Here is a 15083-nt window from a genome sequence, read left to right on the forward strand (position 1 = left end):
GGATCTGCTTGACGAGAGGGAGATACGTGACCGGCTACGAGAAGCGCCATCATCCGGCTTCGTGGTGGGCCCAGTTCGAGGAGTGCTCGGACCGGCTCGATGCGGCGACGCTGACCGACGCGCTCAGTGACGTGATCACACCTGCCATCCCGTCGGCGCTGCTGCGGCGGGAGGCGGAGCTCGCCACCGAGACGGTGCTGCGGCACCTCAACCGGCCGGGCAGCGAGGAGGCGGCCGAGGCCGCGAGCCGGGCCACCGCCCGCCTCGTCGCCACCGTCGAGCGGATCAACGAGCGGGCCACCGGGGACGACGCCGGTACGGCCGAGGCGTACGCCCAGTGCCTGCTGCTGCAGGGCATGTGGGCCGAGGCGGCGGCCGAGATCGAGCCGCTGGCCGGTGCGGTGCCGCTGATCCGGGCGTTCGTGTCGGCGCTGCGGCTCGACGGCTTCGGCCACGAGCTGACCCTGCGGCTGCTGAAGGCCGGCGAGGAACCGGCCGTCGCGGTGCAGTCGAGCCTCGCGGTCGGCCGGTACAGCTGGTGGCCGGACTGGCTGCTGACCATCGTTACCGAGCGGGTCATCGCCGGCACGGTCGACGCCACCACGATCAACGCGCTGCAGCGGTGCGCGTTCGCCGAACTGAGCCCGTCGCAGGCGCGGATGGCGAAGCGGCTGTTCAACGCCGAGCCGCAGCTGGTCGAGGCGGCCGCCTCGCGCCTCGACAACCTCGGCGAGCACCCCGCGGCCCGGCTGCTGCGTGAGGGCGACCTCGGCACGGTCGCCTTCGCCGCCCGGCTCATTCCCGTCTGACAAAGGCGGCGAACAGCAGCACCACCGTCAGCACCACCTCGATGCCGAGGCCGGTGCCGACGCTCAGGGCATCGCGCAATGAGAAGTGCTCGAAATGGCCGACGTGGAAGGCGAAGTGGGTGGCCGCGTAGATCAGATAGCCGGTCAGCGCGGTCAGCACCACCGGGCGGGTCATCGCGACGGCGGCGATGACCAGCATCGCGGTCAGGGCCAGGCCGAGACCGCCCACATCGGACACCAGGTGCTCGTTGTACGGCGGGTCGAGCTCGACGGTCGGGAAGTCGTCGAAGAACGAGCGTGGAAACGCGTACTGCCAGACCGAGACGACGGCCTGCAGCGCGGCCAGGAGCACCAGACCGCCGCGGATCCACGGGTTGGACAGGCGGGTCATGAGGCCCGCCCGTCGGCCGATGACAGCCACTCCGCGTACCGGGTCCTGCCGACCAGCACCTCGCCGCGCGGCAACAGGCCGCCGTTCGCCTGCTCGCGCCCGGCCTTGCCCGGGAAGCGGATCGGGACCGCGATGCGGCGGAGGCCGCGGGTCCTGATGGCGTCGCGGACGAGCTTGTCGATGCGCAGTTCCTCCGGTCCGGCGATCTGCTCGATGTTCTCGCCCAGCGGCGGCCCGGCCGCGATGCGCACCAGTTCGGCCGCCACCTCGCGGGCCGCCACCGGCCGGCTGATCAGGCGCGGTGCGGGCACGAACGGGCCGACCGCGTGGCCGGTCATCTGCACCGCGAACTCGAAGAACTGGGTGGCCCGCAGGATCGACACCGGGATCGGGCCGGCCAGCGCGATCTCCTCCTGGCGCCGCTTGGCCACGTAGTAGCCGACGTCGACCCGGTCGACCGCGACGATCGACAGCACCACGTGGTGCCCGACCCCGGCCTCCGCCTCGGCCGCGAGCAGGTTGCGGGTGGTGGTCTCGAAGAACGAGGTCACCTTGGCTGCGCTGTTGGAGTTGAGGTTGGCCACGTCGATCACGACGTCGGCGCCGCGCAGCGCCTCGGCCACCCCTTGGCCGCTGACGAGGTCGACGCCGGTCGAGCGGGCGAGCACCACGGTGTCGTGCCCGGCGTTCCCGGCGGCCGTGACCACCATCCGGCCGATCCAGCCGGTCCCGCCGGCCACTGCGATATGCAATCGGTTCATGCCGTCAGGACGAGGCGGCCGCCGAAGTTGTGACAGGACCCAGGTCACGGACCGCGCGCAGGCTCAGCGGCGCGAGTTTGAACACCGCGTAGCCGATGCCGGCGATCAGGGCGACCCGCTTGGCGCCGATCACGGCCGCGAACGGGCCGGTGAGCAGCTGGCCGAGCGGGATCGCGGCGTACGAGATGAGGTCGTCGATGCTGGCGACCCGCGACAGCGCCTCGGATGGCACGTGGGTCTGCAGCGTGGTCTCCCAGGTGATGTCGGTGAGCGTGAAGCCGAGCGCCCCGACGAACACGGCGACCAGCAGCACCGGCAGCGGGGCGCCCACCCCGAGCGCGAGCAACGGCAGTGCGGCCACGACGCCGAACAGCGAGCCCGCCCGCAGCGGGTGCCGGAACGTGAGCCGGACGAGCAGCACGCTCATCAGCAGCAGCCCGGCCGCCCGCACGCTGAGCACGACACCCCAGGCCGCCTCGCCGCTGCGGGCCTGGGTGAGCGCCGGGCCGAGAATGTTCCAGGGGCCGACGTTGACCAGGTTGAGCATGCCGAACGAGACCGCGCCCGCGGCCAGCCAGGGCAGGCTGCGAAAGACCGCCCAGCCTTCGCGCAGGGCCCGGCCTTGTCTGCGGGGGACGACCGCACCCAGCCTCAGCCGGGCCAGAAATGCCGCGGCGAGGAAGAAGGAGGCCGCGTCGATCGCGATCGACCAGCCCGCCCCAACCGTGACGACGAGCAGGCCGGACACGGTCGGTCCGGCGATCCTGCTGGCGTTGCGGGCGGCGGCGAGCATCGCGTTGGCCCGCTGGACCCGTGCGGGTGGCACGAGTTCGGGCAGGATGCCGCGCAGCGCGGGCGACGCGAACGCCTCGGCCACCCCGTTCCCGGCGGCGAGGGCGCCCACCAGCGCGAGGTGGTAGTGACCGGTGATGATCACCGAGGCCACCGCGGCCTGGGTGGCGCCGGCGCCCAGCTGCGAGCCGAGCAGCACGGCCCGGCGCGGGAACCGGTCCGCCGCCACGCCCCCGACCAGCAGAAAAGCCAGCTGGGGGACGATCTGGCAGGCCAGCACGACGCCCAGGTCGGTCGGCCGGTGCGACGCGCCGAGCACGGCGAAGGCGAGCGCGACCGGGGTCATGGCGCTGCCCAGCAGCGAGATCAGGCGGCCGGCGAAGAAGAGGCGGAACACATCCGGCAGCTTCCGGCAGGTCCGCGGAAGGGCAAAACCTTGCGCCTACAGTCGCAAGGTGACCCTCCTCAGACTCAGCCCGCGGGCGCTGACGCGGTGCCGGTTCGCGGTGTCGCCGCTCGCCGAGACGGTCGGCACGCTGCTCAACCTGGAACGGCTCGCGGATCCGCGTTTCCGGCGCTGGCGCGATCGGTCGCCGGCGCGGCGCGGGCTGTTCGACCTGTCGGCGCGTACCAAATATCTGCCCGACCCCCTCGCGGTGCCGCCGGACGGCGGCCTGCGAACCAAGCTTTCCGACGAGCTCGCGCTGGTTGCCGGGTTCAGCGATTTTTCCGTACGCGACTCCGTGCGCCTCGCCGAAGCAGCGAGCTGGGGTGACCGCCCGGACATCTCCTGGGCTTCCGCCGACGGCCTCGCGAAGCAGATCGCGGAAGACCTCGCCGAGGCGTGGGAGCTCTTCGTCCGCCCGGACTGGCCGCGCCGCCGGGCCGTCCTCGAGCGGGACATCGCGTACCGCACCGAGTTGCTGGCCGCCGAAGGCTGGCGGGCGGTGGTCGCGACGATCGCCCGGAACACGTCGTGGGCGACCGACGACGCCATCGCGTTCGGCCGGCCCGGCCACCCCGACCGGATCATCGACGACGGCATCATCTTCGCGCCCCACACCGAGGGCACCGGCACCTGGACCTGCGAGTTCCCGCCGCCCCGGTTCGCGATGACCTACCCGGCCCGGGGCCGGGCAGCCGACGTCGACCCGGCGGCCGGCGCCGACCTGGCCCGGCTGATCGGCGACGGGCGGGCCCGGGTGCTGCTCGAACTGCGGGTGCCGGCGACCAGCACCGAACTGGCCCGGATCCTCGGCGTCTCGCTCGGCACGGTCAGCGCGCACCTGGCCGGGCTACGGTCGGCCGGTGTGATCACCGGCGTGCGCAGCGGGCGTACGGTCCGTTACCGATTGGACCCCCGGGGGTGGGACCTGCTGGCCGCGTTCGGCGTGCCGGTTTCTTCTTCCGTTCTTGATCAGGCAAGATCCTCGGGTGCTGATGGATTCCGATCTTGATACGTCGATGCTGACCGAACGCCGGCGGCAGGTCCTCTCGGTGATCCACAAGTGGGCGGTTCGCTTCGGTTACTCACCGTCCACCCGGGAAATCGCCGACGAACTGGGCCTGGCCTCGGCCTCGTCGATCGGGCGCCACCTGCGGGCCCTCGAGGATGCCGGCTTCCTGCGGCGCGGCCCGCGCACCACCCGGCCGGTCGACGTGCGGATGTTCCTCTCCGTCGACGAGGCGCCGCCCCCGGCGGAAACCGTGGGAGTGCCGCTGCTCGGCGACATCGCGGCCGGCACCCCGATCCTGGCCGAGCAGAACTCCGACGAGACGCTCCAGCTGCCGCGCGACCTGGTCGGCAAGGGCAACCTCTTCGGCCTGCGGGTCCGCGGCGACTCGATGATCGGCGCGGCGATCTGCGACGGGGACATCGTGGTGGTCAAGCAGCAGCCCGAGGCGTACAACGGGGAGATCGTGGCCGCCATGATCGACGACGAGGCGACCGTGAAGGTGTTCCGCCGCACCCGGGGCCACGTCGTGCTCGAGCCGCGCAACCCGGCGTACGAAAATATCGACGGCGACCACGCAGTGGTACTGGGCAAGGTGGTCTCGGTCCTCCGCCGGACCTGAGAACTAGGATGGGATGCTGCCCAACTGAAGGAACATCGCGGGACATGACTGACACCGACCTGATCGACCGGTTGCGCAAGGCGGGCGTCGGCGACGTGCTCGTCGACGACGCCAACCGGTCCGCCTACGCGAGCGACGCCTCCCTCTACCGGGTGGTCCCGCGCGCGATCGTCCGGCCGCGCGCGGACGACGAGGTCGCCGCGACGCTGGCGGTCTGCCGCGACCTGGGCGTGCCGATCACGGCACGCGGCGCCGGTACGTCCATCGCCGGTAACGCCATCGGCCCCGGTGTCGTGATCGACTTCAGCCGGCACATGAACCGGGTGCTGTCGATCGACGCGTCGTCGAAGTCGGCCCGGGTGCAGGCGGGCACCGTCCAGGCGAGCCTGCAGGCGGCGGCCAGGCCGCACGGGCTGCGCTTCGGGCCCGATCCCTCGACCCACACCCGCTGCACCATCGGCGGGATGATCGGCAACAACTCCTGCGGAGCCCGCACGCTGGGTTACGGCCGGACGTCCGACAACGTGATCGAATTGTCGGGGTTCCTGGCCGACGGTTCGCGGCTCGGACCGGACATGGCCGTCCTGACGCCGCTGCGCGAAATCATCGGCGCCAACCTGGCCGTCGCCCGCACCGAGTTCGGCCGGTTCGGGCGCCAGGTCTCCGGCTACGCGGTCGAGCACCTGCTGCCCGAACGCGGCTTCAACGTGACCGAGTTCCTGGTCGGCAGCGAAGGCACGCTCGCGATCCTCACCGAGGCCACCGTCAAACTGGTCGCCGACCCGGCCCACCGGGTGCTGATCGTGCTCGGTTACCCCGACTTCGGCACCGCCGGCGACATCATCCCGGCGATCCTCGAGTTCTCCCCCACCGCCTGCGAGGGCATCGACTCCCGCATCTGCGACGTCGTCCGCTCCCGCCGCGGGCCCGGCGCGGTGCCCCCGCTGCCCGGCGGCACCGCCTGGCTCATGGTCGAACTGGCCGGTGACGACCTCGGAGCGGTCCGCGAGCAGGCGGTCAAGCTGGTCGGGGTCGCCGAGGCGGTCGACTCCGTGATCGTCGAGGACCCGGTCGCGGCCGCCCCGCTGTGGCGCATCCGGGAGGACGGCGCAGGGCTGACCGGCCGGGCGCCCTCCGGCAAGCCGGCCCACGCCGGCTGGGAGGACTCGGCGGTCCCGCCGGCCCGGATCGGCGCCTATCTGCGCGACTTCGACCGGCTGGTCGACCGCCACGGCCTGAGCGCGATGCCGTACGGCCATCTCGGCGACGGCTGCGTTCACGTACGCCTCGACTTCCCGCTCGACCAGCCCGGCGGCCCGGCGGCGTTCCGCTCGTTCCTCTCCGACGCCGCCGACCTCGTGGCCGGCTACGGCGGGTCACTCTCAGGCGAGCACGGCGACGGGCGGGCTCGCAGCGAACTGCTGCCCAAGATCTACTCCCCGGCCGCCATCGACCTGTTCCGCCAGATCAAGCGCGCCTTCGACCCGGCCAACCTGCTCAACCCGGGCAACCTCGTCGACCCCGATCCGCTCGACGCCAACATCCGGGTCGCGCAGGCTCGGCCCGTACGCGAAAAGCTGGCCCTGGCCTATCACAGCGACCACGGCGATTTTTCGCAGGCGGTGCACCGGTGCACCGGCGTCGGCAAGTGCCGGGCCGGACATGCCGGGACGACCAATGTGATGTGCCCGTCCTACCTCGCCACCCGCGACGAGAAGGACTCGACCCGCGGCCGGGCCCGCGCCCTGCAGGAGATGCTCGACGGCGACCTGGCCCCGTCGTGGCGCTCCCCCGCCGTGCACGACGCGCTCGACCTGTGCCTGTCGTGCAAGGGCTGCGCATCGGACTGCCCGACCGGCATCGACATGGCGGCCTACAAGTCCGAGGTGCTGCACCAGTCGTACCAGGGCCGGCTGCGCCCCCGGTCGCACTACTCGCTGGGCCGGCTGCCCCGGTGGTCCCGCCTCGCCTCCCGCATGCCCCGGCTGGCCAACCGCGTGACCCGCCTGCCCGGCATCCGCCGCCTGGCCCTGTGGGCGGCCGGCGTCGACTCCCGCCGCTCGGTTCCCGCGTTCGCCTCGCGGACCTTCCGCAGCTGGTTCGCGGCCCAGCCGGCGGTGGAAACCGGCAAACCGGTCGTCCTGTTCGTCGACAGCTTCACCAACCACTTCTCGCCGTCGGTCGCGCAGGCGGCCGTGACGGTCCTGCGTTCGGCCGGTTACGCCCCGACCATCACCTCGGAGTCGGCCTGCTGCGGCCTCACCTGGATCAGCACCGGCCAGCTGACGGCCGCGCGGCGCATCCTGTCGTCGACAGCGGCCGAGTTGCGCACGGCGGCGGCCGCGGGCGTGCCCATCGTGGGCCTGGAGCCGTCGTGCACCGGCGTGCTGCGCTCGGACATCGTGGAACTGCTCGACAACGAGGACGCCCGCCTGGTCAGCAAGGCAACGGTGACGGTGGCCGAACTGCTGGCGGCCACGCCGGACTGGACAGCGCCGTCGCTGGCCGGGGTGAGCGTGATCGCCCAGCCGCACTGCCACCACCACGCGGTGATGGGCTGGGAGGCCGACGCCGCGCTGCTGAAATCCACCGGGGCGACGGTCAAGCGCCTGGGCGGCTGCTGCGGCCTGGCCGGCAACTTCGGCGTCGAGAAGGGCCACTACGAGGTCTCGGTGCAGGTGGCCGAGCAGCAACTCCTGCCCGCCCTGCGCGACGCCGCCCCCGGCGACATCTTCCTGGCCGACGGCTTCTCCTGCCGCACCCAGTCCGAAGACCTCGCCGGTGTCGACGGCATTCACCTGGTCGAGTTGCTCGCTCAGGCGCTGGTCAGCGCCCGAGACGCGGCATAGCCCCCTTTCCGACACAACACACCCGGCCCCGGGACTCGACCCATGGGTATGCCGGGCGCTAGGGTCCTCAACCGGAAAAACTGCAACCCGCAACTAGCTGCGGGCAAGTAGGGCTAGGCTATTCCGAATGAGAGGCAGCGCTGCCATGACGCGTACCGACGATCTGATCACCTCGATGGACGCTCGAGGGCCGGCGGCCTTCGACGAGCTGATGAGGCGCGAGCAGGAGTCGGTCCGCATCAGCTTCAACCAGCCGCTTTACCTTCCGGGTGTGTTTCAGATCGAGGGTTATGCCGCCGAGATGATCGGACGCATCCGGGCTCTCGACCCGGGCGACCCCGAGCTGCAGGAGCGGGTCGACGCCCGGATGCGGCGCGCCGCCGCGCTGGCCGACCGGCTGCGAGGCGACGCCCCGCCACAGGTCTCGGTGGTGACCGAAGAAGGCGTCCTGCGGCGCGTCGTGGGCGGCCCCAAAGTCATGCGACAGCAGCTCGACCGGCTGCGCGAGCTCTCCGAACTGCCCAGCGTCGAGCTGGCGATCGTGCCCGCCCGCTACGGCGCCTACCCCGGAGGCGACGCCTCGTTCGAGGTCCACGAGGATGCCAACGGCGACGCCGCGGTCTATTTCGAGGGGCATGAGGACGCCATCGTGATCAACAATGAGGCCGAGACCCAGCGATGCCGCAGGATCGTGGCAACCCTGCGGGAATCGGTGGTGTCCGGCGCCGACGCGCGGGCGCTGTTGGAGACGATCAGCCGCGAGTGGTGAGGAGCCGTCCGGTGCTAGCCCTCGCTTGCGCCGTTCTCGACGACGAAGGCGATGAAGTCCCGGAAGGCCGCCCGGTCGACGGTCAGCACCGGTCCCGAGGGGTCCTTGGAGTCGCGCAGGTGCACCAGGTCTGCGTCGAAGGCGACCTCCACGCAGTTGCCTCCGCCGCTCCTGGAACTCGTCCGCCACTGGAGTTCGTGCCGGTCAGTCATTGCCCCTCCCGCAAGCAACAGCAAGGACTCACGCGCGGGACAGCCACCCGTCACGCGAGGCCTTGGAAGAGGCGCGGTCGCCGGTGGGCGCCGCGCTCCTGGGCGACAGCTCCGTCGTTGGAGCCAGCTGATCACTTACAGTACCCGGAATCCAGCTTGGTGTATAAGCGCCGACCGTCGCACCGCCGACACTCGGCCCAGCAATTCAAAAATCGCTATTGCGATGCGATAGAGTCATCGGAATATGCAATTCGCTGTTTGCGCACAGCGATTTCACGATGGGTACGGGAGGACGAGCGGAGTGACCGTGGCTAGGCCGGGCTCGCGTGACCCGTCCGCCGGATCCGATGCGGACGTCGGTCCCACCGTGGCCCGGGAGCTGGTCCGCTCCCGCCTGAAGGCGCTCCGCGAGGCCAGTGAGCTGAGCTCGGCGACCGTCGCCGAGCACACGGGCTGGTCCACCTCGAAGCTCAACCGCATCGAGAACGGCGAGGTCACCGTCCAGCCGTTCGAGCTGCGGGCGCTGCTCTCCTATTACGGTGTCGCCGAGGGCGAGGTCGCGACCCTCGCCCGCCTGTCCAGGGTGTCCCGGGCCCGACAGTGGTACAGCAAGCATCGGCTGGAGGGTGACTTCCAACGCTTCGTCGCGTACGAATACGAAGCGTCGGTCATCAATATCTGGCAGATCCTGTTCTTCCCCGGTCTTCTCCAGACCGAGGAATACGCCCGCGCGATCACCGCCCTGTCGATGCGCCGCAGCCCCGATCATGAGGACGTACTGTCCCGGGTCAAGCTGCGGATGGACCGGCAGCAGGAGTTCCGCGAGCGGCTCACCCGGCCCCACCCGCCCCGGATCGTCGCGGTGATCGACGAGTCGGTGCTGCACCGCCCGGTCGGTGGCCCGGACTGCCTGCGCCGGCAGATCGACCACGTTCTCGACCTGGCGGAGCGGCAACCCGAGGTCTACACCATCGCGGTCACCCCGATGGACCTCGCGCACCACTCCGGCCTGGGCGGCACGTTCGAACTTCTGCAGTTCGACACGCCGGGGCATGACGACGTGCTCTACGTCGAGGCCGCCGCCGGCGCGTCCAGCCTGCAGATGAGCCCGGTCGAGGACAGCCTCTTCCGGGCCATCATGCAGGATCTGCTCACCTACGGCCGGACGGGCGACGAGGCGATCGAGATGATACGGAACGCCCGGACAACGTTGCCGCCACCATGATCTCGTGCCCGGCTACCAATCGGGAGGCAGCGTCCGCCTCCACGGCCCGGAGGACCGCCCGCCGGATCTGCTCGAACTCCTGCTGATTCTGACTGCTGAACAGCGCCACCGGGTGGCCGCGATGCTCGGCGAGCAGCACCATCCACCCCCGCTTGCCGCGACCGAGCGCCCGGATCGCCGCACCCATCGCCGCCGCGACGACCAGTCCGGCGATCGCGATCGAGGCCGCACCGGCGAGTGCCGCCGCGATCACCGCGACGGCCAGTTCCACCGCGGCGCAGATCATCGCGATCCGCCGGCCGGGGTAACCCTGGTAGACACATTGGAACTCGTCCAGATCGCGGACCAGAAAGCGACCGCCGGTGGTCTCGATGCGCCGGCTGGTCACCACAATGCGGGGGCCGGGGTGGTAAACCGTTTCGGAGTTCTGTGCCATGACGACCTCCCTGTCATCATGGTCTCCTAGCTGTCAGCTATCAGCAACGTTCATTCGTGTCGCAGCCGACTGCGTTACCCTGTCTGCGGATTGCAGGTTGTTCGAAATGGATTGATATGCCGGCTCATAGAGCGAATTTGATCGGCCGATTCGGTGGTTCTTGTGAGTTTCGGCGTCTCGGCCTGCCGAGGCGTCAGAGGATCTTCAGGTCGTTGACGGTGTAGGAGAGGGAGCCGCGGAAGCCGACGCCGACCCGGGTGGGGCCCAGGTCGGCGAGTTCCTCGCGCGGGGCCGGGAAGAAGTGCAGGTCGCCGGAGCCGACCCAGGTGTTGGCCATCTTCAGGTTGTCGAGGACCGACATGGTCAGCTCGTGGACCGGCGGGGTGTCCTGGCCGGACAGCGCCAGCTGCGGAAAGTGCCGCAGGTTGACGATCGGCCGGGTGAGGGCCGGCAGGCGGTCCGCGGTGTGGTCCAGGGTGACCGTGGTCTCGGCGAGGCGACGGCCGCCCGCGGACATGGTCGCGCCGAACCGGCCGCTCTTGCCGACGATCGGGCCGGCCAGGCTGTCGACCGCGAAGGCCCGGGTCTGCCTGATCTGGCCGATCTTCTTGGGGAAGCCCTGCACCCAGCCGCGGGCCAGCGAGGCGTCGTTGTCGACCCAGATGAACGGGCACCAGGCCACCGCGGTGCCCTGGTACGAGGCGTCCATCAGCAGCAGGAACTCGGAGTACTGGCTGAACGTCGGGTCGAGGTAGTCGTCCGAGGTGGCCGCGAACTGCCAGTCGATGAAGACGGCGTATCCGTGGCCCGGGTTGGCCGGGTCGGGGTCGAGGCCGGTGGGCAGCGAGGCCGCCGCGGCGTCGGGCCGGGTCCAGAACTCGGCGCCGACCGCGTCGCCGACGTAGTTCCACGGCGGCTTGCCGGCCAGGTTGGCCACGCCGCGCGCGCTCAGCGGCAGCGTGTAACCCTTCAACCTCTCGGGCGCGGCGGCGGGCGCGGCCATGGCCGGCCCGGCGCCCGTCGCGGCGGCGACGGTGCCGCCGGCCATCGCGGCGAGCACGGTACGCCGCTGGAGGTTCTTGTCCATCCGGGTCTCTCCTCAAGTAGGTGCAGCTGTGTCTACTGAGGAGGACGCGGCCGGCCGGGCCGGGTTCAGGGACAGGGATCTGGATCACTTTGAGCCGATCAGGTCGGCGATCGCGGCGATGCCGGGCTCGATGCGGCCGCGGGGCGTGTTGCCGAAGCCCAGGATCAGCTGCCCCGGCGCCGGCTCTCCGCGGTGGCGCAGGCTCCTCATGCCGTACAGGCCGACGCCGCGGGCGGCCGCCGCATCGATGACGTGGTCCTCGCCGACGCCGGGCGGCAGATGCACGACAGCATGGAAACCGGCGGCCAGGCCGGTGACCGCGACCTGCGGGGCGTGCCGGGCCAGGGCATCGACGAGGGTCCGGCGGCGGGCGGCGTACTCGGACCGCACCCGCCTCAGGTGGCGGTCGTAGCGGCCCGACTCGATCAGGCCGGCCAGGGCCAGCTGGTCGATGCCGGGGGTGCCGCGGTCGGCCAGCCACTTGGCGCGGGCGAGCGGCCCGAGCAGGCGGGTCGGCGCGACGATCCAGCCGAGTCTCAGCGCGGGCGCGAGCGACTTGCTGACCGTGCCGAGGGAGACGACGTGGTCGGGGGCGAGGCCCTGCAGCGAGCCGACCGGGTCGCGGTCGTAGCGGAACTCGGCGTCGTAGTCGTCCTCGACGATGACGCCGTCGCAGTCGCGGGCCCAGGCGATCAGCTCCCGGCGTCGCGGGCCGGTGAGCACGACGCCGGTCGGCCATTGGTGGGCCGGGGTGACCAGGACCGCCCGGGCGCCGGTGCGCCGCAACGCCGCCACGTCCAGGCCGTCCTCGTCGACCGGTACCGGCACGCCGGTTCCGGTCGGCAGCCCGGGGCCGGGGTCCTCGAAGGCGACGGTCACGTCCGCCAGCATGGCCAGCACCAGATTCAGCGACTGCTGCATGCCCGAGCAGATGATCAGGTCGTCGGCCGTCGCTGCGACCGCGCGTACGCGGCCCAGATAGGACGCCAGCACCTCGCGGAGCGGGCGCGCGCCGGCCGGTTCGCCATAGCCGAAGGCGGCGTTGGGCGCGGTGCGGCAGGCTTCGCGGACCGCCCAGGCCCAGTCCTCGCGGGGCACGAGTCCGAGGTCGGGCACGCCGTGCGCGAAGTCGGCGACCCCGAATCCCCTGGCCGGCGGCGGGTTCCGGGGTGGCCGGCTGAGGCCGGCCGCGGTCGCCGCGACCCGGGTCGCCGATCCGGCGCGGCTTGTGAGGTAGCCCTCGGCCTGCAGCTGGGCGTAGCAGTCCTGCACCAGCCCGCGGGACAGACCCAGGGTCCGGGCCAGCTCGCGGGAGGAGGGCAGAGGCTCGCCGCCGGCCAGACGGCCGGTGCGGATTGCCGTACGGAGTTGCTCCTCCAACTGCGCACGGAGGCCGGACCGGCCGGCGCGGTCGATCGTCACGAGCAGTTCGGGGCCCGAACCGGCCCACTCGACGGGCATGAAACTGGACCTTATCAGTGGGCTGGTCGGCTCCTAGCGTCATACCCATGAGCAGCTTCGTCTCCCGCCCGCTCCTGGTCCGCTCGGTGTCGATCCTGGGCGGGGCCATCGGCTTCTACCTGCCGCTGTCGGTGGTCCCCCTCTTCAACCCGCAGTCCGCCGGGTCGGCCACGGTCGCCCTGCTGGTGGCCACGGTCGTCGGCGAACTCGGCACACCGCGGCTGGTCGCCCGGATCGGCTACCGGTGGGCGCTGACAGCCGGGCTCACCCTGCTCGGCCTGCCGACGCTGTTCCTGCTGCTCGGCCCGGCCCCGGCGCTGATCCTGGCGGTGTCGGTCGTCCGCGGCTTCGGCTTCGCGATCTGCACGGTCGCCGGAGGGGCCCTGACCGCGGCCCTGATACCGGCCGACCGGCGGGGCGAGGGACTGGCGTTCGTCGGCCTGGTGAGCGGGGTCTCGGGTCTGCTGGCGCTGCCCGCGGGGGTCTGGGCCGCCGACCGCTGGGGCTTCTCGCCGGTCTTCCTGGTCACCACCGTCGCCACCCTGCTCGCGCTGGTGTCGGTGCCCGCCCTGCCGGCCCGGGCCTCGGCGACACCGGCCTCGGCCGGGATCCTGGCCGGCCTGCGGCAACCGTCGCTGAACCGCCCGGCCGCACTGTTCGCCACGTCGACTGCGGCCGTCGGCGTGCTCGTGACGTACCTCCCGCTGGCCGGCGCCGACAGGCCCGGCTGGATCGTCGCGCTCGCTCTGCTCCTGCAGCCCGCGGCCGCAACCGTCGCCCGGTGGGTCGCCGGTCGCCTCGGCGACCGCCGCGGCCTGCGCCGGATGCTGGCTCCGGGTCTGGTCTCGAGCGCCGCCGGGATGGCCGCCCTGGCCTGCACCGGCTCCGTGCCGATGCTTCTCGGCGGGGCCGTGCTCTTCGGGGCGGGCTTCGGCATCCTGCAGAACACCACGCTCGCATTGATGTACGCCGAGGCGCCGGCCGGCAGCGAGGACACGGTCAGCGCGGTCTGGAACATCGCCTACGACCTGGGCATGGCGGCCGGCGCGTTCGCGGCCGGGCTGACGGTCACCTCGATCGGGTACGGCTGGACGTTCCTGCTCGCCGCCGCCGCGATGCTGCCCGCGCTGCGACTGATTCCGGCCCCGAAACTGCACTTGCGCAAATTGGTTGGCGATGGAAACCTGTTGGCATGACGACAGATTCGATGTCCGAACCTCGCCGGATGCTGGCCGAGACGCGCTCCCTGGCCCGCCAGGTGCGCCTCGACCAGCGGCTCACCTGGGTGACGCTGGCGGTCCTGGCCGGGGTGACGTTCCTGGCGATCCCCTTCGACACTCACTTCATGTACGTGCACTGCAGGCCCGACGGCGCCTGCCAGTTCAAGCGCTGGGGCGTGCTCTACTACTGGCCGGCCGCGCTGATGCTGTCCTACGCGGCCATCGCGTACGCCTACATGCGGGTCGCACGGTCGCGGGGGCTGGGCGCGCGCGTCCTGCCGTACGCGATAACCGGCGCCGCCCTGACCGTCCTGTTCACCGGGGTCTATCTGTGGGTGGGGCACTACTTCGACACCCACCCCGTACCGGCCCACCCGTACCCGGCCTGGGTGATGGTCCTCGACCGCCTGATCGCACCGGCCGGCATCATCGGCATCGCCCTGCTGGTGCTGGCGCGACTCGAGCGAAACACCGCACTGCTGCTCTTCACCGTCATCTACCTGCTGTTCGTGCTCGTGCCGATCAACTTCGGCTGGGTCGGTCACGGCGACCGCACCCGCACGTTCTGGGTGCCGGAGCAGGTCATCAACGGCACCCTGCTGCTGCTCGGCGCGGCCGGCTTCGCCCTGGCCCGGCGGCGGCAGCGATGACCGAGACCCATCCGGCCCTCGGGCTGGACGACGTGGTGCACCAACGGGTCCGGCTCGGCATCCTGACCATCGCCCACGAGGCCCGGCGGGTCGAGTTCGGCTATCTGCGCGCCCAGCTGGAACTGACCGCCGGCAACCTGTCCAAGCACCTCGGCGTCCTCGAGACGGCCGGGCTGATCGCGGTCGAGAAGGGTTACGAGGGCCGCCGCGGCCGCACCTGGGTCACCCTCACCCCGGCCGGCGACACCGCACTGGCCGAAGAGATCCGAAAGCTGCGAGAACTGATCACGCGAGTCTCCGGGGAGGAACAATGAACGGATAAGGGCCGGGCGGCGCCTGATCGAA

16 protein-coding genes are annotated in these 15083 nt (G+C 71.4%); 9 read left to right on the top strand and 7 right to left on the bottom strand.

Features of this window, described 5'->3' with window-relative positions; translation table 11 throughout:
- Positions 1-26: 26 nt before the first annotated feature.
- A complete protein-coding gene (locus ACIA5C_RS42280) occupies positions 27-809 on the top strand; it encodes a hypothetical protein (protein WP_396065710.1) in 783 nt (260 codons plus the stop codon).
- On the opposite strand, the gene ACIA5C_RS42285 is transcribed toward ACIA5C_RS42280, so the two are convergent.
- The 3 genes from ACIA5C_RS42285 to ACIA5C_RS42295 are packed head-to-tail and all read right to left on the bottom strand — an operon-like array spanning position 796 to position 3150.
- Positions 796-1200: a hypothetical protein gene (locus ACIA5C_RS42285; RefSeq protein ID WP_396065712.1), complete on the bottom strand. Its 405-nt coding sequence runs from the start codon at positions 1198-1200 to the stop codon at positions 796-798. The genes ACIA5C_RS42280 and ACIA5C_RS42285 overlap by 14 nt on opposite strands.
- Positions 1197-1961: an SDR family oxidoreductase gene (locus tag ACIA5C_RS42290; RefSeq protein ID WP_396065714.1), complete on the bottom strand. Its 765-nt coding sequence runs from the start codon at positions 1959-1961 to the stop codon at positions 1197-1199. Before ACIA5C_RS42290 ends, ACIA5C_RS42285 begins: the two co-directional genes overlap by 4 nt.
- Positions 1962-1965: 4 nt before the next feature.
- Positions 1966-3150, bottom strand: a complete 1185-nt coding sequence (locus ACIA5C_RS42295; protein WP_396065716.1) for an MFS transporter — start codon at positions 3148-3150, stop codon at positions 1966-1968.
- 58 nt (positions 3151-3208) lie between these two features.
- Here ACIA5C_RS42295 and ACIA5C_RS42300 point away from each other — a divergent pair, with 58 nt between their 5' ends.
- From ACIA5C_RS42300 to ACIA5C_RS42315, 4 genes are all read left to right on the top strand, one after another.
- Positions 3209-4210 (top strand): ArsR/SmtB family transcription factor, encoded by a 1002-nt coding sequence (locus ACIA5C_RS42300; RefSeq protein ID WP_396065718.1) that lies wholly within the window; start codon positions 3209-3211, stop codon positions 4208-4210.
- The gene (gene lexA / locus ACIA5C_RS42305) at positions 4194-4829 is read left to right on the top strand and encodes a transcriptional repressor LexA (protein WP_396065881.1); all 636 of its coding nucleotides are present in this window, start codon (positions 4194-4196) and stop codon (positions 4827-4829) included. Before ACIA5C_RS42300 ends, lexA begins: the two co-directional genes overlap by 17 nt.
- 44 nt (positions 4830-4873) lie before the next feature.
- Positions 4874-7678: an FAD-binding and (Fe-S)-binding domain-containing protein gene (locus ACIA5C_RS42310; protein WP_396065720.1), complete on the top strand. Its 2805-nt coding sequence runs from the start codon at positions 4874-4876 to the stop codon at positions 7676-7678.
- Positions 7679-7805: 127 nt separating this feature from the next.
- Positions 7806-8447, top strand: coding sequence for a DUF5753 domain-containing protein (locus ACIA5C_RS42315; RefSeq protein ID WP_396065722.1), 642 nt, complete (start codon positions 7806-7808; stop codon positions 8445-8447).
- Positions 8448-8461: 14 nt separating this feature from the next.
- On the opposite strand, the gene ACIA5C_RS42320 is transcribed toward ACIA5C_RS42315, so the two are convergent.
- Entirely contained in the window at positions 8462-8659 is a 198-nt protein-coding gene (locus ACIA5C_RS42320) for a DUF397 domain-containing protein (RefSeq protein ID WP_396065724.1), read from the bottom strand.
- A gap of 307 nt (positions 8660-8966) precedes the next feature.
- Between ACIA5C_RS42320 and ACIA5C_RS42325 the strand changes: the two genes are divergently transcribed.
- A complete protein-coding gene (locus tag ACIA5C_RS42325) occupies positions 8967-9884 on the top strand; it encodes a helix-turn-helix domain-containing protein (protein ID WP_396065726.1) in 918 nt (305 codons plus the stop codon).
- Here the strand turns inward: ACIA5C_RS42325 and ACIA5C_RS42330 are convergent.
- From ACIA5C_RS42330 to ACIA5C_RS42340, 3 genes are all read right to left on the bottom strand, one after another.
- The gene (locus ACIA5C_RS42330; protein ID WP_396065728.1) at positions 9811-10320 is read right to left on the bottom strand and encodes a DUF6232 family protein; all 510 of its coding nucleotides are present in this window, start codon (positions 10318-10320) and stop codon (positions 9811-9813) included. The genes ACIA5C_RS42325 and ACIA5C_RS42330 overlap by 74 nt on opposite strands.
- A gap of 193 nt (positions 10321-10513) precedes the next feature.
- Positions 10514-11407: an acetoacetate decarboxylase family protein gene (locus tag ACIA5C_RS42335; RefSeq protein ID WP_396065730.1), complete on the bottom strand. Its 894-nt coding sequence runs from the start codon at positions 11405-11407 to the stop codon at positions 10514-10516.
- A gap of 84 nt (positions 11408-11491) precedes the next feature.
- Positions 11492-12868: a PLP-dependent aminotransferase family protein gene (locus ACIA5C_RS42340; protein ID WP_396065732.1), complete on the bottom strand. Its 1377-nt coding sequence runs from the start codon at positions 12866-12868 to the stop codon at positions 11492-11494.
- 47 nt (positions 12869-12915) lie between these two features.
- Between ACIA5C_RS42340 and ACIA5C_RS42345 the strand changes: the two genes are divergently transcribed.
- Genes ACIA5C_RS42345 through ACIA5C_RS42355 form a run of 3 tightly spaced genes read left to right on the top strand, consistent with a single transcriptional unit; the run spans position 12916 to position 15052 of the window.
- Positions 12916-14064 carry an MFS transporter gene (locus tag ACIA5C_RS42345; protein ID WP_396065734.1) on the top strand — a complete coding sequence of 383 codons (1149 nt, stop codon included), beginning with the start codon at positions 12916-12918 and terminating at the stop codon, positions 14062-14064.
- Positions 14061-14738, top strand: a complete 678-nt coding sequence (locus tag ACIA5C_RS42350) for a hypothetical protein (protein ID WP_396065736.1) — start codon at positions 14061-14063, stop codon at positions 14736-14738. Before ACIA5C_RS42345 ends, ACIA5C_RS42350 begins: the two co-directional genes overlap by 4 nt.
- Positions 14735-15052 (top strand): transcriptional regulator, encoded by a 318-nt coding sequence (locus ACIA5C_RS42355; protein WP_396065738.1) that lies wholly within the window; start codon positions 14735-14737, stop codon positions 15050-15052. Before ACIA5C_RS42350 ends, ACIA5C_RS42355 begins: the two co-directional genes overlap by 4 nt.
- Positions 15053-15083: the final 31 nt, after the last annotated feature.

The sequence above is a fragment of the Actinoplanes sp. NPDC051343 genome, assembly GCF_044455125.1.
In the GTDB taxonomy this organism is placed as follows: Bacteria; Actinomycetota; Actinomycetes; order Mycobacteriales; family Micromonosporaceae; genus Actinoplanes.